The sequence below is a fragment of the Telluria sp. AZSoR62 genome (genome assembly GCF_058111565.1).
In genome coordinates, this window is sequence record NZ_JBYTST010000005.1 from 155,328 (window position 1) to 174,310 (window position 18,983).

17 protein-coding genes are annotated in these 18,983 nt (G+C 67.2%); 12 read left to right on the forward strand and 5 right to left on the reverse strand.

Going from position 1 to position 18,983, the window contains the following annotated elements; genetic code table 11:
• Positions 1 to 19 precede the first annotated feature (19 nt).
• Positions 20 to 436, forward strand: a complete 417-nt coding sequence (locus AC3XQU_RS10195) for a DUF3597 domain-containing protein (protein ID WP_489874040.1) — start codon at positions 20 to 22, stop codon at positions 434 to 436.
• 41 nt (positions 437 to 477) lie between these two features.
• On the opposite strand, the gene AC3XQU_RS10200 is transcribed toward AC3XQU_RS10195, so the two are convergent.
• Both AC3XQU_RS10200 and trpS read right to left on the reverse strand, forming a co-directional pair.
• Positions 478 to 1,527 (reverse strand): serine endopeptidase, encoded by a 1,050-nt coding sequence (locus tag AC3XQU_RS10200; protein WP_489874041.1) that lies wholly within the window; start codon positions 1,525 to 1,527, stop codon positions 478 to 480.
• A 207-nt stretch (positions 1,528 to 1,734) separates the two neighbouring features.
• Positions 1,735 to 2,769 (reverse strand): tryptophan--tRNA ligase, encoded by a 1,035-nt coding sequence (gene trpS / locus AC3XQU_RS10205; RefSeq protein WP_489874042.1) that lies wholly within the window; start codon positions 2,767 to 2,769, stop codon positions 1,735 to 1,737.
• Between the two features lie 333 nt (positions 2,770 to 3,102).
• Here trpS and AC3XQU_RS10210 point away from each other — a divergent pair, with 333 nt between their 5' ends.
• The 3 genes from AC3XQU_RS10210 to AC3XQU_RS10220 all read left to right on the forward strand — a co-directional run bounded on the left by AC3XQU_RS10210 (position 3,103) and on the right by AC3XQU_RS10220 (position 8,155).
• Positions 3,103 to 5,403, forward strand: a complete 2,301-nt coding sequence (locus AC3XQU_RS10210) for a sugar nucleotide-binding protein (protein WP_489874043.1) — start codon at positions 3,103 to 3,105, stop codon at positions 5,401 to 5,403.
• A gap of 144 nt (positions 5,404 to 5,547) precedes the next feature.
• Positions 5,548 to 7,305, forward strand: coding sequence for a cation:proton antiporter domain-containing protein (locus AC3XQU_RS10215; RefSeq protein ID WP_489874044.1), 1,758 nt, complete (start codon positions 5,548 to 5,550; stop codon positions 7,303 to 7,305).
• Positions 7,306 to 7,345: 40 nt separating this feature from the next.
• Positions 7,346 to 8,155: a YdcF family protein gene (locus AC3XQU_RS10220; RefSeq protein WP_489874045.1), complete on the forward strand. Its 810-nt coding sequence runs from the start codon at positions 7,346 to 7,348 to the stop codon at positions 8,153 to 8,155.
• Positions 8,156 to 8,161: 6 nt separating this feature from the next.
• Here AC3XQU_RS10220 and AC3XQU_RS10225 read toward each other — a convergent pair whose 3' ends face one another.
• Complete coding sequence (locus AC3XQU_RS10225; protein ID WP_489874046.1) at positions 8,162 to 9,763, reverse strand: NAD(P)-binding protein; 1,602 nt, start codon at positions 9,761 to 9,763, stop codon at positions 8,162 to 8,164.
• Entirely contained in the window at positions 9,763 to 11,274 is a 1,512-nt protein-coding gene (locus AC3XQU_RS10230) for a polyamine aminopropyltransferase (RefSeq protein ID WP_489874047.1), read from the reverse strand. The genes AC3XQU_RS10225 and AC3XQU_RS10230 overlap by 1 nt, the downstream gene beginning before the upstream one ends.
• Positions 11,275 to 11,339: 65 nt before the next feature.
• Here AC3XQU_RS10230 and AC3XQU_RS10235 point away from each other — a divergent pair, with 65 nt between their 5' ends.
• Genes AC3XQU_RS10235 through AC3XQU_RS10260 form a run of 6 tightly spaced genes read left to right on the forward strand, consistent with a single transcriptional unit; the run spans position 11,340 to position 16,060 of the window.
• Positions 11,340 to 11,726 carry a DUF350 domain-containing protein gene (locus AC3XQU_RS10235; protein WP_489874048.1) on the forward strand — a complete coding sequence of 129 codons (387 nt, stop codon included), beginning with the start codon at positions 11,340 to 11,342 and terminating at the stop codon, positions 11,724 to 11,726.
• Between the two features lie 38 nt (positions 11,727 to 11,764).
• Positions 11,765 to 12,790: an SPFH domain-containing protein gene (locus tag AC3XQU_RS10240; protein ID WP_489874049.1), complete on the forward strand. Its 1,026-nt coding sequence runs from the start codon at positions 11,765 to 11,767 to the stop codon at positions 12,788 to 12,790.
• Positions 12,791 to 12,799: 9 nt separating this feature from the next.
• Entirely contained in the window at positions 12,800 to 14,251 is a 1,452-nt protein-coding gene (locus tag AC3XQU_RS10245) for a DUF4178 domain-containing protein (protein ID WP_489874050.1), read from the forward strand.
• 10 nt (positions 14,252 to 14,261) lie between these two features.
• Entirely contained in the window at positions 14,262 to 14,423 is a 162-nt protein-coding gene (locus tag AC3XQU_RS10250) for a hypothetical protein (protein WP_489874051.1), read from the forward strand.
• The gene (gene speD, locus AC3XQU_RS10255; protein ID WP_489874052.1) at positions 14,420 to 14,776 is read left to right on the forward strand and encodes an adenosylmethionine decarboxylase; all 357 of its coding nucleotides are present in this window, start codon (positions 14,420 to 14,422) and stop codon (positions 14,774 to 14,776) included. The genes AC3XQU_RS10250 and speD overlap by 4 nt, the downstream gene beginning before the upstream one ends.
• A gap of 36 nt (positions 14,777 to 14,812) precedes the next feature.
• Positions 14,813 to 16,060 carry a CaiB/BaiF CoA transferase family protein gene (locus AC3XQU_RS10260; RefSeq protein WP_489874053.1) on the forward strand — a complete coding sequence of 416 codons (1,248 nt, stop codon included), beginning with the start codon at positions 14,813 to 14,815 and terminating at the stop codon, positions 16,058 to 16,060.
• A gap of 3 nt (positions 16,061 to 16,063) precedes the next feature.
• Here the strand turns inward: AC3XQU_RS10260 and AC3XQU_RS10265 are convergent, their stop codons facing one another.
• The gene (locus AC3XQU_RS10265; RefSeq protein ID WP_489874054.1) at positions 16,064 to 16,387 is read right to left on the reverse strand and encodes a hypothetical protein; all 324 of its coding nucleotides are present in this window, start codon (positions 16,385 to 16,387) and stop codon (positions 16,064 to 16,066) included.
• Between the two features lie 272 nt (positions 16,388 to 16,659).
• Here AC3XQU_RS10265 and AC3XQU_RS10270 point away from each other — a divergent pair, with 272 nt between their 5' ends.
• A complete protein-coding gene (locus AC3XQU_RS10270; RefSeq protein WP_489874055.1) occupies positions 16,660 to 17,574 on the forward strand; it encodes a hypothetical protein in 915 nt (304 codons plus the stop codon).
• Positions 17,575 to 17,674: 100 nt separating this feature from the next.
• Entirely contained in the window at positions 17,675 to 18,973 is a 1,299-nt protein-coding gene (locus AC3XQU_RS10275; RefSeq protein ID WP_489874056.1) for a Xaa-Pro dipeptidase, read from the forward strand.
• Positions 18,974 to 18,983: the final 10 nt, after the last annotated feature.

Sequence of the window (18,983 nt, forward strand, 5' to 3'; positions counted from 1 at the left end):
ACAACCAACGAGGACCACCATGGGCATCCTGAGCAATATCTTCAGCAAGATCTTCCCGAAGTCGCACGCCGCCAACAAGGGCCCGGCCGCAACGGCCCCGGCGCCGAGCGCACCGCAGGCCCAGCCGCAAGCGCAGCCGCAAGTGCAGCAGCCGGCTCCAGCGCCCGCCGCCATGGACCAGGTGGACGTCGAGGAGATCCTGAGCGCCAAGCAGCAGGCTTCCGGCCAGCAGCTGAACTGGCGCAGCTCGATCGTCGACCTGCTCAAGCTGCTCGACCTGGACAGCAGCCTGCAGGCGCGCAAGGAACTGGCCGCCGAGCTGCACTACAGCGGCGACACCGGCGACTCGGCCTCGATGAACATCTGGCTGCACAAGCAGGTCATGAACAAGCTGGCCGCCAATGGCGGCAAGGTGCCGGCCGACCTGCACGACTGAGTTCACGCAAGCAGCGGTGGTACTTCGCTGGCCGGCTGGATTCAGTCGGCCAGTGTCGCATTGGCCGCCGTGCCGCAGGCAAAGCAAAAGCGCGCGAACGCATTCTTGCGGGTCGTGCAGCAGCTGCAGCGGTCGAACAGGCCGATGCCGCAGTGCGGGCAGTAATCGACCTTGGCGTCCTTCAGGTCGGCCTGGCGTTCGCAGCCCGGGCAGACGCCCTTGCCCAGCCTGGCCATGGCGGCGTCGTAGCGCAGGCCCTGGCGGCGCTGCGCATCCGGCAAGGCCTCGATTTCCTTCTGCCGGGCCAGGTAGCGCTGCAGCGACAGGATCGCGTAGCGTCCCACCAGACCCGTGACGGCAATGCCGACCAGGTAGCGCACATAGCCGCCGTAGCTGGGCAGGTAGGGCACGAGTTCGACGAAGAAGGTGAATACGGCGAAGATGATGAAGCCCCAGACGAAGGGCCAGTAGGTGCCCTTGCGCTTGCGCACGAACAGCCAGCCCGCCAGCACCAGCAAGGGCAGCGTCAGGGCCAGGCGGTACAGGAAGACCCGCAATTCCTTGGCGATGGAGGCGTCGATCAAGGCTTCGCGCGCCGGCGTTTCGATCTTCTCCCAGCGCGCTTCCACCGCCTGCAGCGCATGGTCCGCGTCGAGCACGACCTGCTGCTGGGCTTGCACGGCGGCGAGCGCCGCGCGTTCGTCCGCCTCGAGCTTGTCGAGACCGCGCGTGCGTGCTATCAGTTCCGGGTCCTGGCCGGGCTGGGCCGTGGCGCGCCGGGTCGCCAGCCAGTTGTCGAAGGTTGCGTGCGCCGAGCGGGTATGCGAGCGCGCCACCTCGTGTCGTTGCTGCGCCTGTTCCAGGGCCAGCCGGGCGGCGCCGCGCTTGTCCTTTGCCGCCCCTTCCTCGGCGCGCACCGCCGCCGTCTGCGCCGGATCCATGAATTGCTCGACCGTGAGTTCGGCTTCGACTTCCCACAGGTTGCGCACCAGGGCGCTGCCCAGCCCGATCAGGAAGGCGGCGAAGGCGAACGCGACCAGCCACAGGGTGCGTTGCAGCCATTTTTCGGTAAGACGCAGGCCTTTGCTCATGGAGATGCTCCCCAATGACGATAAAGGCTGCAGATTGCCATCAGGGGAAATTGCGGGCCAGCATAAAACGCAAGGGGATGCGTGGTGCTACTTCGGGTAGCGGTGGCTGATACCAGGTCGGGGCCGGTGGCGGTGCCGCTTGAACGCGTGGGCAGGAAGACCTGCCCATCCTACGGTTCAGTGGCCAATCAGCGGTACGAGCTTACTTTAGAAGTACGACAGCCCCAGCGCCTTGCGCACCTCGTCCGTCGTCGCGGCCGCCACTTCGCGTGCGCGCATCGTGCCTTCCTTCAGGATCTGCAGCACCTGGCCGCGGTCCTTGGCGAACTCCTCGCGGCGTGCGCGGATCGGCGCCAGCATCTCCTGCAGGATGCCCTCGAGGCGCTTCTTGACGATGCTGTCGCCCAACCCGCCGCGCTGGTAATGCGCCTTCATTTCGGCCAGGCCTTCCTTGTCGGTGTCGAAGGCATCCAGGTAGATGAAGGCCACGTTGCCCTCGATGTGGCCGGGGTCGGACACCTTCAGGTGCAGCGGGTCGGTATAGACCTGCTTGACCGCGGCGCGGATCTCGTCTTCGCTGGCGCCCAGGTTGATGGTATTGCCCAGCGACTTGCTCATCTTGGCGCGGCCGTCGATGCCCGGCAGGCGGCCCACTTCCGGCACGATCGCCTTGCACTCGACCAAAATTTCCTGGTTCACGTTGCGGTTGAACTTGCGCACGATTTCATTGCACTGCTCGATCATCGGGATCTGGTCTTCGCCGACCGGCACCACGGTGGCCTTGAAGGCGGTGATGTCGGCCGCCTGGCTGGCAGGATAGGTCAGGAAGCCGGCCGGGATGTCGCGCTCGAAGCCGCGCAGGATGATCTCCGCCTTGACGGTCGGATTGCGCTCCAGGCGGGCCACGGTGACCAGGTTCAGGTAGTAGAAGGTGAGCTCGGTCAGCTCGGGAATCTGCGACTGGATCAGGATGGTGGTACGGGCCGGATCGATGCCGCATGCGAGGTAATCGAGCGCCACCTCGACAACGTTCCGGTGTACCTTACCAATGTCATCCATGTTGTCGGTCAGCGCCTGGGCGTCCGCCAGCATCACGAACTGCTTGTAGGTGTCCTGGTAAGCGACGCGGTTGCGCAGGCTGCCCACGAAGTGGCCGAGGTGCAGCGGGCCGGTAGGCCGGTCGCCGGTCAGGATGACAGGCGCGGGCTTATCGGGGACTACGGAGGGGGTTTGCGAGCTCATCGTGTTCCTTTGGCTTGTTCTTGATAAAGCCCCGATCGTCCTGCGCCCAAAAAGAAAACGCCACCCGGATCGAGGCGGCGTTACTTGAAATGCACATCATTCCCGTGGCCGCGCGCTGTCAGCGGCGCCACCAGGTCGGAAGAAGACGATGTGCTTTCGGAAAATTCATGGACTGCATGGTTGCAGGTTGACGCTCGGCTGTCAACCGCTTCCGGTCCGTGACCCGGCAGGCGCGGCTCCCCTCTTGCAATTTTTACCCGGGATGCGCACCTGCAGTTTTTTTGTTGCAATAAGATTAATAAAGTGGTGAATTTGATGGATAAAAAAGAGAGCATGAACAGCCAAGCCCGCCCACTCGAACTCTGGGGCGGCCTCGAATGTACGGTCAACCGCGTGCGCGACGAGTATTTCAGCCAGTTGGACCGCAATGGCCATGCCGGCCGCGCCTGCGACATCGACCGCTTCGCCTCCACCGGCATCAAGGCCATCCGCTATCCCGTGCTATGGGAACGTACCGCACCTGATGGGCTCGCCAAGGCCGACTGGAGCTGGCCCGACGAGCGCCTGCCGGCGCTGCGCGAAGCCGGCGTCAACCCGATCGTCGGCCTGGTGCACCACGGCAGCGGTCCGCGCCACACCAGCCTGGTCGACCCGGCCTTTGCCGAACAGCTGGCCGAATACGCCGGCGCCGTCGCCGCGCGCTATCCCTGGGTCGAGCTCTACACCCCGGTCAACGAGCCCTGCACCACCGCCCGCTTCGCCGGCCTGTACGGGGTCTGGTACCCGCACGGCCGCGACGACCGCAGCTTCATCGAAGCGCTGCTGGTGCAGTGCCGCGCCGTCGTGCTGTCGATGCGCGCGATCCGCGCCGTGAACCCGAACGCCAAGCTGGTGCAGACCGACGACCTCGGCAAGACCTACGGCACCCCGGAGATGCTCGACGTCGCCGAGTTCTACAACGAGCGCCGCTGGCTGGCCTGGGACCTGCTGTGCGGCATGGTCGGCCCCGAGCACGCCCTCTGGCCCTACCTGCTCAAGACCGGCATCGACGCGGCCGAATTCCTGTGGTTCCGCGAGAACCCCTGCCCGCCCGACCTCATCGGGGTCAACTACTACGTGACCTCCGAGCGCTGGCTCGACCACCGCCCGGAGCGCTTCCCGGCCCATCACCGCGGCGTGGCCGACGGCATCCCCTGCGCCGACATCGAAGCCTCGCGCGTGCTGGCCACGCCCACCCCGGGCATCGCCCCGCTGCTGCGCGAAGTCTGGGACCGCTACCGCATCCCGCTGGCGATCACCGAAGCCCACATCGACGCCAACCGCGAAGACCAGCTGCGCTGGCTGCTCGAGATCTGGGAAGCGGCCCAGCAGTCGCAACAGAACGGCGTGGACGTGCGCGCGGTCACGGTCTGGTCGCTGCTCGGCTCCTTCGACTGGAACAGCCTGGTCACCCAGAACAAGGGCTATTACGAACCCGGCCCCTTCGACGTGCGATCGCCGTTGCCGCGCCCGACCGCGCTGGCCAGGATGATGCAGGAGATTGCATCGGGCCAGCCGCTGTCGCACCCGGTGCTGCGCGGCCAGGGCTGGTGGCGCCGTCCGGGACGCTTCCTCTGCCATCCGCCGGTCGCCACCCCGAGCGCCCTCACCTCGATTTCCGCCGACGGCCACCGCCTGGTGGGAACGAGTGCGGCGCCGATCCTGATCCTGGGCGCCACCGGCACCCTGGGACGCGCCTTTGCCCGCGTCTGCCGCAAGCGCAACATCGCCTTCCGCCTGCTCTCGCGCCAGGACATGGACATCGCCGACAGCGCGTCGGTCGAGCGCGCCCTGGCGCACTACCAGCCCTGGGCCGTCATCAACACCGCCGGCTATGTGCGCGTCGACGATGCCGAGCACGATGCCGAACGGTGCTTCCGCGAAAACACCGTCGGCCCGGCCATCCTGGCCGCCGCCTGCGCGCGCCACGGCGTGCACCTGACCAGCTTCTCGAGCGACCTGGTGTTCGACGGCCGGCAAGACCGCCCCTACGTGGAGTCCGACCCGGTCGCCCCGCTGGGCGTCTACGGCCGCAGCAAGGCCGACGCGGAAAGCGCGGTGCTCGACAAGCACCCCGGCGCGCTGATGGTGCGCACCAGCGCCTTCTTCGGCCCCTGGGACCAGTACAACTTCGTCACCGTCGCACTCGGTGCGCTGGAGCGCGGCGAGTCCTTCACCGCCTCGAACGACCTCACCATCACGCCCACCTACGTGCCCGACCTGGTGCATGCCTGCCTGGACCTGGCGATCGACCGCGAGGCCGGGATCTGGCACCTGGCCAACGGCGGCGCCCTGAGCTGGGCCGAGCTGGCCCTGAAGGCGGCCGAGCGTGCGGGCGTGGATGCCAGCCGGCTGGAGGCGCGCCCCATCGCATTTGCGGCAGCGCGTCCCGCCTACTGCGCGCTCACCAGCGAACGCGGCATCCTGCTGCCGCGCCTGGACCAGGCCCTCGACCGCTATCTGGAACTGCGCAACGTGGACGATCCGGAAATCGAGGAGCTGCAGCAGACGGCCGAAAGCCGCCAGCCGGTGGCCAGCGGGCACCGGCAGCAGGAAGAGACGCCACCGGAGGCGGTGCAGGCGGGGAATTGCTGATGCGTTAGCGGCTCCCAGCTCAACTGGGGGAAGCGATGCCACTGGCATTGCTCCCCCCAAGTTCGCCGCACCGGCACGCGCTTCGCAGCCCGGCCCCCAAACAGCACGCTACAATCGCCCCACCTCCACTCCCCGGCCCCAACCGTGCAAGAGCAACACGCCTTCCCCTTCCTGCGCGAGATCCTCCTGTTCCTGGTCCTCTCGGGCATCCTCATTCCGCTTCTCCAGCGCCTGCGCATCAACCAGGTGGTCGGCTTCCTGGCCGTCGGCACCCTGGCCGGTCCCTTCGGCCTGGGCCTGCTCGCCGATGAGGTCCCGTGGCTGGCCTTCCTCACCTTCCCGCGTGGCGAAGGCATCTCGATGCTGGCCGAGATCGGCGTGCTGTTCCTGATGTTCATGATCGGCCTCGAACTCTCCGCCGCGCGCCTGTGGGCCATGCGGCGCTGGGTGTTCGGGGCCGGCACCGCGCAGGTAGCAGCCAGCGCCATCCTGATTTGCGGCGCCCTGCTCCTCTTCAGCGGGCTCGCTACCCAGACCGCCGTCATCGTCGGCCTGCTGCTGTCGCTCTCCTCCACCGCGGTCGTGATGCAGCTGCTCGCCCAGCAGCAGGCTACCGGCACCCCGCTCGGCCAGGCCACCTTCGCCATCCTGATGCTGCAGGACCTGGCGGTGGTGCCGATCCTGCTGCTGATCGGCGCCCTGGGCCACAACGGCGGCGACGGTGTCGCCATGCTGGCGCTCACCACGCTGGCAAAGGCCGCAGCAGCCATCGCCCTGATCTACCTGGTGGGCGGGCGCGTCGTCCACAAGCTGTTCCGCTCCTTTGCAGAGCACCGCCAGCCGGACGTGTTCATGGCGCTGATCCTGCTCAGCACCTTCGGCATCGCCGGCCTGTCCGCCGCGGCCGGCCTGTCGATGGCGCTGGGTGCGATGATCGCCGGCCTGCTGCTGGCCGAGACCGAGTTCAAGCACGAAGTCGAGCTGATGGTCGAACCCTTCAAGGGCCTGCTCATGGGCCTGTTCTTCATGACGGTCGGGATGAGCATCGATACCCGCCAGGTGCTGGAAGCGCCGCTCCTGCTGGCCGCATGCGTGGCCAGCCTGGTCCTGATCAAGGCAGTGGTGGTGGCCGTGCTGCTGCGGCTTGGCGGCCTGAAATGGGGCCGCGCCCTTGAAGGCGGCCTGCTGCTGGGCCAGGGCGGCGAGTTCGCCTTCGTGGCGGTCGGCTACGCCGTCACCTCGCAGGTGCTCGACCCCGTGCTGGGTGCGCGCGTCATGCTGGTAGTGGGACTAAGCTTGTTCATCACGCCGATGCTGGCGCGCCTGGGCCATGCGATCGGTGAGCGCAGCGACACGGCCGCGGACGAACTGGCGGCCAGCCAGGACGATCAACAGCTGGCGTCGGCGCGCGGGCGCATCATCATCGCCGGCTTCGGGCGCGTGGGCCAGCAACTGGCCAAGCTGCTGGGCGAGCAGAACATCCCGTTCGTGGCCTTCGAATGCGACGCCAAGCTGGTGTCCAGGCTGCATGCCAAAGGCAAGCCGGTCTACTTCGGCAACGCCTCGCGCCCCGAACTGCTGCGCCGCGTGCATGCCGACGAGGCGCCGGCCATCGTGCTGACCATGGACCATCCGGCGTCGAGCATGCAGGCCGTGCGCGGCATCCGGCGCGAGTTCCCGCATGTGCCCCTGTTCGTGCGCTCGCGCGACGAGAAGCACGCGCGCGCCCTGCGCCTGGCCGGGGCCAGCGTCGTGGTGCCGGAGACGCTGGAAGCGAGCCTGCAGCTGTCGGCCTTCGTGCTGGAGGCGATGGGGCTGGACGAGCGCCTGGTGGACGGCATCGTCGACCACGAGCGCGACCTGTTCGCGGCCAAGCTGATGGAACCCGAGCCGCGCGCCTGAGCGGCGCCGGCGGCGCAACCCATGAACCAATTCCTTATTCATGCTTGATCTGGTCAACACCCTCGCGCGCAACCTACTGCTGCCTCCCACCAGCCTGTTCCTGCTCATCCTGGTCGGGCTGGCGCTGTGGCGGCCCTGGCCGCGCCTCGGGCGCCTGGCCGCCGGCACCGGCCTGGCCGCGCTGGCCTTCCTGTCCAGTACCATGGGAGCGGGCTTGCTGGTCGCGCCGCTGGAACGGCAGAGCGAGCCGCTGCGCCAGCCGGAACGCGCCGGCGCGCAGGCCATCGTCGTGCTCTCGGCCGGACGCCTGCGCGACGCCCCCGAATATGGCGATCGCGACATTCCCGATTACGTGGCCCTGGCGCGCTTGCGCTACGCTGCGCACCTGCAGCGGCGCACCGGTTTGCCGGTGCTGGTCAGCGGCGGCCACGCGGGCAGGCGTGCCGCCCCCGACGCCCGCAGCCGCGCCTACACCCTGGCCGACGCCATGGCGACTGCGCTGCGCGGGGATTTCGGCGTGCCGGTCCGATGGATCGAGTCGCGCTCGCGCGACACCGGCGAGAACGCGGCCTTCAGCGCCGCGCTGCTGCGCAAGGATGGGGTCACGCGCATCCTCCTGGTGACGGACGCGATGCACATGCCGCGCGCCCGCGCCGTCTTCGAGCGCGCCGGACTCCAGGTCACCGCTGCGCCGACCATGTTCCTGAGCCGGCAAGCGCCGGGGCCCTGGTCCTGGCTGCCGAGCGCCGAAGGCATGCGCCGCAGCTGGTACGCCACCTACGAAATGATGGGCAATGCCAGGGATCGCCTGCGCGGGGCTGATGCCTCCGCTCGGCAAGCCGGCCCTTAGCAGGGTTCACAGGCCGGCGCGCTCGGCCGCCCGGCAGCCCCACCATGCCGCTTCCTCGAACACCGACAGGCCGGACAAGTCCGCATGCGCGAACAGGATCGGCCCGTCGGCTTCGCGCAGCGCGGCCAGCCCGGCGTTGCTCCGGAAGCCAGGCGCCGGTACCGCCATCGCATGCGCGCGCAGCGTGATGTCGGCCTGCTGCACGCAAGGTGCGAAGGCCCAGCCATAGGCTTGCCGCAGATCGGCGCTGGCCAGTTCCAGCAGCTCGGCGGGACGCGCCGCCTGCATCCAGCGCCGCGCGTCCAGCGGGGTGCGGCCGGACAAGGCCGTGTAGGCCGTGAACACGGTTTTCTCGGGCGGGCGCGACCGGATGTCCTGGTGAGTCGAGACGACATAGCCAAGCCCCCTGCCCCCGTACACCACGTTGTCCCAGGCCAGCTGCGTTCCCGGCAGCTCGCGCGGAAAGTCGCGCATCAGGAAGTTCGACACCATCCACGGCGCGTAGTCGGGCAGGTGCGTGCGCGCATCGAAGCCGTAGCGGCCAATGTCGTCGATCACGCGGCTGGCCACGAACAGCGGCATCGCGCAAATCGCGCGGCGTGCGCGGACCAGGAAGCTGCGCGGCTTGCCGTCGACCAGCGTGAAGCACAAGACTTCGACCCTGCCGTCCACCTCGCGCACGGAAGCCGCCGTCCCCGCACGGCGGCGCGGTCCCGCGCGCGCGGCCAAGGCCTCGGCCAGCGGCGCCAGCCCGCCCTGCCAGGTCAGCAGCGCGTTCTCGTCGGCGTTCGCGGCCTGGCCCCAGCGCCCGGCGAAATAATGCAGGCCCGCCCAGGCCGAGACGCGCTCCAGCCCGGCGCCGTAGTCGTCGCGGCAGCAGTAGTCGAGGTACCAGCGCAGGCTGGCCGAGCGGTAGCCCTGGTCGCCCAGCCACTGCGCAAAGCTGATCCGGTCGAGCAGCGCGAATTGCGGATCGCTCGACGAACGCACCAGCGGGAACACGAAGGCGCGCAGGCCATCGCTGCCGCGCCGATGGCGCAGGCGCGCCATCTCGTCGAAGAACAGCTTGTGCTCGGCCGCGTCGGCCGCGCTGGTGGGAATCAAGCCTTCCTGCCACTCGCCGTCCACCAGCAGCCGCTCGTCCAGCCCGTGCAGGATGAAACGCTCGTCGTAGTAGGGTTGCTCGCCGTCCGCGCCGCGCAAGATGATTTTCAGATCTGCCAGCATCTCGCGCACGTGGGTCGACTCGGGACCGGGCAGCGGCAGGTAGTGGCCGCCCGTCGGGCAGGCCAGCTCGCCGTACTGGCTGCCGGCCGCATTGCCGAAGGCTTCCGGTCCGTCCAGCAGCAGGTAGTCATCGTGGCCGAGCCGCCCCAGCTTCCATGCGGCGCTCAGGCCCGCGATGCCGGAGCCGAGGATCGCGACATCGGTGTCGATCACTTCGGACGGCGCCGGCAGCGCGCCACGCTCGCGCAGGAAGTGGCCCTCCGCCCGGCCTGGCGTATGCACCGCCGGCGTGATTTCCTGGGCATAGCGAAAGCCCGCCGCGGACGCCAGCCCCGCGGCGCCAGCGCCCGCCGCCGTCATCAGGAAGGACCGCCGGTCCATCAGCGGATCACCTGCTGCCAGTCCTCTTCGAATGCGCGCACCAGCGACTGGGTATCGAGCCGGTTGGGCGGCATCTGGCGGCGCGGCATGTCTGGCGGGAAGTCGAACATGGCGCGCGTGGTGTCGCCAGTCAGGTAGCGCATCGGCAGCCGGTAGCTCGAAGGCGGCGCGAAGCGTCCCTGGGGCGAGGCCATGATGAAGCCCCACTCTCCGAACGAGGGCACGTAGAGGTGGTAGGGCCAGGTCTGCAGCCCGACTTCGCGCAAGGTCGCGTCGATGGTCCAGTAGGCGTTCGGGGCGAAGAAGGGTGAGGTGGACTGCACCACGATCAGGCCGTTGGCCGCGACATGCTTGCGCAGGACGCCATAGAACGGCACCGAATACAGCTTGCCGAGGGCGAAGCTGGACGGATCGGGAAAGTCGACGATCACCGCGTCGTACATGCCGGCCTCTTTCTTCAGCCAGATCGCGGCGTCGGCATTGACCACCTTCACGCGCTTGTCCTTCAGCGCGCCGGCATTGAGTTTCACCAGTTCGGCGCGGGTGGCAAAGGCTTGCGTCATGGCGGGGTCCAGGTCGACCAGGGTCACCTCTTCCACCTGCGGGTAGCGCAGCACTTCGCGCAGCGCCAGGCCGTCGCCGCCGCCCAGCACCAGCACGCGCTTCGCCCACGGCAGCGACTGCATCGCCGGGTGCACCAGCGCTTCGTGGTAGCGGTATTCGTCGCGCGAGGAGAACTGCAGGTTGCCGTTGATGTGCAGGCGCAGGTCGTCCTTCCAGCGCGTGATCACCAGGCGCTGGTACGGAGTGGTGGTGGAGTACACGACCTCGTCGCCGAACAGGCCATGCTCGCCCCACTCCACCATGCGGTCCGAGAAACCGAAGCCCAGCACCAGCGCGAACAGCACGGCGCTGGCGCGGATCGCCTTGCCGCGCAGGTGTTCCAGCTCGGCGCGGAACACGTACAGGGTCCACATCGCCACGCCCACATTGAGCATCCCGAACAGGAAGCCGGTACGCACCAGGCCCAGATGGGGCGCCAGCACCAGCGGGAACAGCAGCGACACGGCCAGCGCGCCCAGGTAGTCGAAGGTCAGCACGCGGCTGACGATCTCGGCGAACTCCGTGCGGCGCTCGTTCAGGGCGCGCATCACCAGCGGCACTTCCATGCCGACCATGCAGCCGATCAGGAACACGGTCACGTACAGCACCGTGCGGAACGGCGCCGGCATCCAGGTGAAGGTCATGAACAGCACCGCCGCCGAGACGCCGCCGATCAGGCCCACCGCCAGCTCGATGTCGATGAAGCGCGACAGCACGTCTTCGTCGCGCACATACTTGGAGAAATGCGCGCCCACGCCCATGGCGAACAGGTAGCAGCCGATGATGGTGGAGAATTGCAGCACCGAATCGCCCAGCAGGTAGCTGGACAGGGCCCCGGCGATCAGTTCGTAGGCGAGGCCGCAGGAGGCGACGACAAATACCGACAGTATAAGAATTCTTTTGGTCATGAAACGGCTTTTGTTCTAAGATCGCGCTGTGCTGCCATCCTGTCTATTTTTCTCTGGAGAATGTCGTGCCCGCCATCCTAAACTATGTGCTGCATCTTGCGACGGCAATTGCGCTGGTGCTCGCTTTTTTTGTGGTCTACACGCGGGTCACGCCTTACGACGAGATTTTGCTGATCCGCCAGGGCAATGCCGCCGCCGCGGTCTCGCTGGGCGGCACCCTGCTGGGCTTTTCGGTGACCATCGCCTCGGCCCTGATGCACACCGACGACTACTACGAATTCTGCGGCTGGGCGGGCCTGGCCATGCTCATCCAGGTGCTGGTTTTTGTCATCGCCACCCGCCTGCTGCGCATGTCCAAGGACCAGATCGAGGCCAACAACACGGGCTTCGGCATCCTGCTCGGCGCCATCTCGCTGTCGATCGGCCTGGTCAACGCCGGCAGCATCTCCTGATACCAGCAGTTACCCATCGCGCATAAAGAGGACCCATCATGTCTATCGGCTCATTCATCAAGAAGCAGTTTCTCGACGTCCTGCAGTGGAACGAGGAAGGCGAAGGCGTCCTCGCCTGGCGCTACCCGATGGAAGACTTCGAAATCCAGAACGGCGCCACCCTGGTGGTGCGCGAGTCGCAAGTCGCCGTGTTCGTGGACGAAGGCCGGATCGCCGACGTGTTCGGCCCCGGCACGCATCGCCTCACCACCTCTACCCTGCCGGTGCTGACCAACCTGAAGAACTGGGACAAGCTGTTTGCCTCGCCCTTCAAGTCGGACGTCTACTTCTTCAGTACGCGGGTGCAGACCGGCCGCAAATGGGGCACGCCGCAGCCGGTGACGATCCGCGACAAGGATTTCGACATGATCCGGGTACGCGCCTTCGGCATGTACTCCTATCGCATCGCGGACCCACGCCTGTTCTTCACCGAGATCAGCGGCACCCGCGCCTTCTATACGCGCGACGAGGTCGAAGACCAGCTGCGCGGCCTGATGCTGGCCACCATGGCCAATTCGCTGGGCGCGTCGAAAATCGCTTTCCTGGACATGGCCGCCAACCAGACCCTGATGGCGCAGCAGATCCGCGGCGACCTCGAAACGGCCTTTGCGCGCTACGGCATCGGGCTCGATGAATTCAACGTCGCCAGCGTCAGCCTGCCGGAAGAACTGCAGGCGGCCCTGGACGAGCGCATCTCGGCCGGCATGAAGGCCAGTCTGGGCGCCGACAAGATGGGCGGCTTCACCCAGTTCCAGGTCGCCAGCAGCATCCCGCTGGCGGCCCAGAACGAGGGCGGCATCGCCGGCATCGGCGCCGGCGCCGGTGCGGGCATCGCCATCGGCCAGGCCATGGCCCAGGGCATGACCGGCGCCTTCGCCCAGCCGCAGCCGGCCGCCGTGCCGGTGGGGGCCGAATCGATCGAAGACCGCCTGGGCAAGCTCAAGGGCCTGCTGGACAAGGGCCTGATCTCGCAGGGCGACTACGACAGCACGAAGGCCGAGCTGCTCAAAAAATTGATCGGATAAGCAGCGCCGATGCAGAACGTTTCCTGTCCTTCCTGCGGCGCACCGGTCCAGTTCCGCTCGCACGCCTCCGTCATGGCGGTGTGCGAGTTCTGCCGCGCCACCGTGGTCAAGGACGCCGGTTCGGTCAAGGACCTCGGCAAGATGTCCGAGGTGCTTGAAGACTATTCGCGCATCCGGATCGGCACCTCGGGCGTGCAGGCCGGCCGCAGCTTCACCGTGATCGGCCGCATCCAGCTGAGCTTCGACGCGGGCATGTGGAACGAGTGGTACCTGCTGTTCGACGATGGAACGGACGGCTGGCTGGGCGACGCCTCGAACCAGTACGTGCTGACCACCAGACGCGAACTGGCGCCGGGCTGGCCGGCTTTCGAGGCGATCAAGGTCACCCGCCAGTACGACGTCGGCTTCGGCCCCTATGTGGCGGCGGACAAGCGCATTGCAACATGCACGGGCGGCCAGGGCGAGCTGCCGTTCCGGGTCGGCCAGGGCTGGCAAGCGCGCGTGGCCGACTTCCGGCGCGGCCCGAGTTTCGCCACCCTCGACTATTCCGACGGCGACACGCCGGTGCTCTACGCGGGCAACGCCGTCACACTGGAAGGCCTGAAATGCCAGCTGCTGCGCGACGACGAGCAGATCAAGGCCAGCGCCGGCAAGTACCGCGGCAAGGTGGAGTCGCTGGCCTGCCCCTCGTGCGGCACGGCGATCGCCTACCTGCCCGGCATTGCCGCCAATTGCGTCTGCCCGGCCTGCAGCACGCGCCTGGACGCCAGCACTCCGGCGCTGCACGTGCTCGAAAAGGGATCGGATACCGCCCCGGCGCCGTTCACGCTGTCCCTCGGCGTCAAGGGCAGGATCGGCGGCAATGAATACCGCATCATCGGCGCCATGCGCCGCGCCGACCATGAGGGCGAAGCGTGGTCCGAATACCTGCTGTTCAGTAGCAAGGACGGCTTCCTCTGGCTGGTCGAAACGGTCGACGGCTGGTCGCGCTCCCAGGTGATGGACGACTGGCCCACGCCGCCGCTGCCGTCCATGAACCAGGTCCAGGTGGACAAGGTGAGCTACCAGCGCACCTGGGTGTACCAGGCGCGCGTGCTGTACGCGGCCGGCGCCTTCAACTGGCGCGTGAAGGCCGGCGACATGGTCCATGTGGCCGAGTACGAGCATGGCGCGTCCAGCCTGGCGGCCGAATACACGAACGAGGAGCTGAGCTGGTCGCGCTCTTCGCCCGTGGCCGAAGACCAGGTGCGCAGCTGGTTCGGCTTGCCCGCCCCGTCGGCGGCCAAGGCGTCCAAAGCGGCGGGCCCGTCGAAAAGCGACATCGCCTGGAAGGCCCTGCTCTGGATCCTGGGCCTGAACTTCATCCCGCTGGTCTTCAATTTCGGCATGACGATCTTCCTGATCCTGCTTGGACTGCTGGCCCTGTTCATGCCGATGCTGATCGCACCCGACAAGAAATGAGTCCGACCGCATGAACCGCAACTTCATTCTCTACGCCGTCCTCGTCACGTTGCTCACGACCGTCATCTGCTGGACCAGCATGGCGTCAAGCGCCCGCACGGGCGGGGGTAACAGCTGGCGCAGCCATGGCAGCGGCAGCGGCGGCAGCTATTCTGGCGGCAGCCACAAATGACGGTACACCGCCCCGCCGGGATCCACCTGCTGGCCGACCTGGCCGGCATCGATGCCGCCCTGCTGACCGATCCGGCCGCGATCGACGCCCTGCTGCGCGCAGCGGCGCAGGCCGCCGGCGCCAGCATCCTGCACAGCCACTTCCACGCCTTCGGGCCTGGCATGGGAGTAACCGGCGTGCTGCTGCTGGCCGAATCGCATATCTCGATCCATACCTGGCCCGAGCACGGCTTTGCGGCGGCCGACATCTTCATGTGCGGCGACGCCCAGCCCGAGCGCGCGCTCGACGTGATCGCCGCCGCCCTCAAGCCAGGCGCGCGCTCCGTGCAAACCATCGCGCGCGGACAGCTATAATCCGCGCTCGTCCCAGACTACTCCAGCAGGAACACCATGACGCATACCCCTTCCGCTGCGCTGCCGAAGGCGCTCGGCCATATCCGCGTGCTCGATCTGTCGCGCGTGCTCGCCGGGCCGTGGTGCTCGCAGAACCTGGCCGACCTCGGCGCCGACGTGATCAAGATCGAACGTCCCGGCAACGGCGACGACACGCGCGCCTGGGGCCCGCCGTATGCGAAAGATGAAGAAGGCCGCGACACCAGCGAAGCGGCCTACTACCTCTCGGCAAACCGCGGCAAGCGCTCGGTGACGGTGGACATCGCCAGTCCCGAGGGCCAGCAGCTGCTGCGCGAACTGGTGCGCCATTGCGACGTGGTGCTGGAGAACTTCAAGGTCGGGCACCTGAAGCGCTATGGCCTCGACTACGACAGCCTGCAGGCCATCAAGCCCGACCTGGTCTACTGCTCGATCACCGGCTTCGGCCAGGACGGCCCCTACGCCCACCGCGCCGGCTACGATTTCCTGATCCAGGGCATGGGCGGCCTGATGTCGGTCACCGGCGAGCGCGACGACCTGCCCGGCGGCGGCCCGCAAAAGGCCGGCGTGGCCCTGACCGACCTGATGACCGGCATGTACGCCACGGTGGCGGTGCTGGCGGCACTGACCCACCGCGACCGCACGGGCCAGGGCCAGCACATCGACATGGCCCTGCTCGACACGCAGGTGGCAATGCTGGCCAACATGGGCAGCAATTACCTCAACAGCGGCAAGCCGCCCAAGCGCTGGGGCAATGCGCACGCCAACATCGTGCCCTACCAGACCTTCGCCTGCGCGGATGGCCACATCATCGTCGCCACCGGCAACGATGGCCAGTACCAGAAGTTCGTCGAGGCCGGCGGCCGGCCGGAGCTGGCCAGCGACCCGCGCTTCGCCACCAATCCGCTGCGCGTGCAGAACCGCGACCTCCTGGTGCCGATGCTGGCCGAGATGGTGAAACAGCGCGGCCGCGACGAGTGGATCGACTTGCTGGAGTCGGTCGGCGTGCCCTGCGGGCCGATCAACGATATCAAGGACGTCTTCGCCAACCCGCAGGTGCAAGCGCGCGAAGTCGCCTTCGAGCTGCCGCACCCGACCGCGGGCAAGGTGACACTGGTGCGCAACCCGATCAGGATGTCGGCGACGCCCGCCACCAGCGACAAGGCGCCGCCGCTGCTGGGCCAGCACACCGACGAGGTGCTGAAAGATGTGCTGGGCCTGGGAGCGGCGGAGATTGCCGCATTGCGCGGCAAGGGAATCGTGTAAGGATCAGTGCAGCTGGTGCTTCAGGTCCGACAGCACGTCATGCACCCGGGTCACCACCGACGCCACCTGCGGCGACGGCTGTGAGCTACGCACCATGCGCTTGGCATCGTCGCCCATCTCTTCCAGGCGGTCGATGCATTCGATGATGCGGCTCTGGTCGTTCGAGCGCATCACGCGTTCCGCGGCCGGCAGCTCGTGGGCCAGCTTCTGGATGCAATCGCGAATGTCGTCGGGCGCGCCCTGGTCGTTGCGGGTGACTTCTTCGGCTTGGTTGATGGTTTGCTGGATCTGGCTGAAGCGTTGTTGGATTTCGGCAGGCTGTAGCATGGTGACCTCCTGAAAATGATGCGGCAAGGCCGCTGGACGTAATCACTTTAGACCTCTGCACGGCGATTTCAAGCAAGCATTTCAGCGGTGCGCGCGTCAAAGATGGGTCAGCGGTCGCAGATGTTTCAAGCGGTAAATCAGCCTCAAAATAGATGCCGATCAAACACGGCGGGTGGGAAACTGGCGCACACCTGCGCCTGCAGGGCTTGCCGGAAACAGGGGGTGACTACAATTGCTGAGTTGACCTTCGCCCACCCAACTCCCGAGACGCCATGACTGCCCCCGCCGGCGCGCTGCGCCATGCGACACCTCGCCGCCTCCGTCATCTCCTCGTGCGCTGCCTGCTTGCCGCATGCGCCGTCTCCTTGCCCGGCGCCGCCCTGCCAGCGCGCGCCGCCAGCTCCGCCGACGTCGTCAACGTCATCCTGACCTCGCGCTTCCTCGAACTGGAACGCTGCGATAACCTGGGCTTGATCAACATCGCTCTGCTGCAAGGCCTGCACCGCGGCGTCGGCGTCAACCAGCGCCCGGAACTCTCGGCTGCGCAGGTGCGCGAGATCGCCACCCGCTATGTCGAGATCAACGAGCAGCTGTGCGAGGCAGTCACTCCCCTGTTCGCCAAGCACGAGGCCTGGGCGCACAACTACGACAAGTACGCGCGCTCGAACCTGGCCAATCGAGCCTGGGACGCGTTCCTGGCCGACCCGCACGCGGTGCGGTGGGCGGCGCTCAGCGCCCGCTTCCGCACCGAATTGATCATGCTGAACAAGGCCATCGACCTCGTGCTGGCCTTGCGCCCCGATGGCTTCAACCCGGACTCGAAGCAGATGCGCGGCCTGCTGCTGCCGGAAAAGCGCAAGCTGCTCGACGACATCCGCCGGGTGTCGCTCACGGACGACGAAGCCAAGGTCAGGCTGATGCTGGCCACCTCGCGCGACCAGCCGATGTTCCGCGACATGCTGCCGGCGCGCTTCGACCTCGATAGCCTGGCCGCCATCGAAGCGAAAACACGCCGGATCGGCCTGCAGTTCGTGGATGCCTACCAGGTCCATTTCGACGAGCTGTACAACCCTGGCACGCGCATGCTGCTGTTCACGGTCGACAACAAGCCTGCTGGAGCGCAGCTCGATTCCACCGTGCGGTCGGCCACCATGCAGATCAAGGCCCTGGCCTCGAAGTACCGCTAGCATCCCCATTTCCCCTCTGCGACCACACGTGCATCTGGACGCTGGCAGCGACTATCTGTATAAGTTGCACCTTGTCCATATAACACCTGAGGGGAATCTTTTGGCTCGCACGCACCGCCCGATATCGCGCATCGCCCTGTTCTGCCTGGCCGTGCTCGGCGCCTCCGGCGCCCTGGCCGCCGACACGATCATCACCGCCGACCGCCTGCTGGACGTGCGCGCGGGACGGATGATCCGCAATCCCGAAATCCTGGTCCGCGACGGCAAGATCGTCAGCGTCAAGGCGGATGCAGCGCCCGCCCAGGGTGAGGCCAGCGGTACGACCCGCATTGCCCTGCCGGGCATGACCCTGGTCCCGGGCCTGATCGACATGCACGTGCACCTCGATTCGGACCCGACCTATGGCGGCTACACCAACCTCGAATACAACGACCGCTTCTGGTCGGCCCTGAGCGTGGTCCATGCGGGCAAGACGCTGGACGCGGGCTTCACCACGGTGCGCAACCTGGGCGCCTCGGACTGGAACGACGTCGGCCTGGGCCAGGCGATTGCCGCCGGCAAGGTGCGCGGCCCGCGCATCGTGCCGGCCGCATGGTCATTCGGCCCGACTGGCAGCCACTGCGACTCCACCTATTTCCCGCCCTCGATGGAAGAGAAAGGCCCGTACAACGCCGACGGTCCCGACGAAGTGCGGCGCTCGATCCGCGCGCTGCGCAAGTACGGCGCCCAGGTCATCAAGATCTGCGCCACCGGCGGCGTCTTCTCGCGCAATACGGAACCCGGCCAGCAGCAGATGAACCTGGCCGAGATGCGCGCCGCGGTCGAGGAAGCCCACCAGTGGGGCCTGCAGATCGCGGCCCACGCCCACGGCGCGGCCGGCATCAAGGACGCGATCCGGGCCGGCGTGAACACGATCGAGCACGCCAGCCTGATCGACGACGAAGGCATCGCTTTGGCGAAGAAGCATGGCGCCTGGCTGTCGATGGATATCTACAATGGCGACTACACGGCGGCGGAAGGCAAGAAGAACGGCGTGCTGGAAGATAACCTGCGCAAGGACCGCGAAGTCACCGACCTGCAGCGCCGGAATTTCAGGAAAGCGCATGCGGCCGGCGTGAAGATGGTCTACGGGACCGACGCGGGCGTGCATCCCCATGGCGGCAATGGCAAGCAGTTCGCGGTAATGGTGAAATACGGCATGACGCCGCTGCAGGCGATCCAGGCGGCCACCATCAACGCTTCCGAAGCCCTGGCGCGCAAGGACGTCGGCGTGCTCGAGGCGGGACGCTTCGCCGACATGGTGGCGGTGCCGGGCGACCCGACGGCCAATGTGCAGCTGCTGGAAGCCCCGGCGGTCGTGATCCAGGGCGGCGTGGTGGTCAAGCGCGCCGCGCCGTAAGACGCTTGCT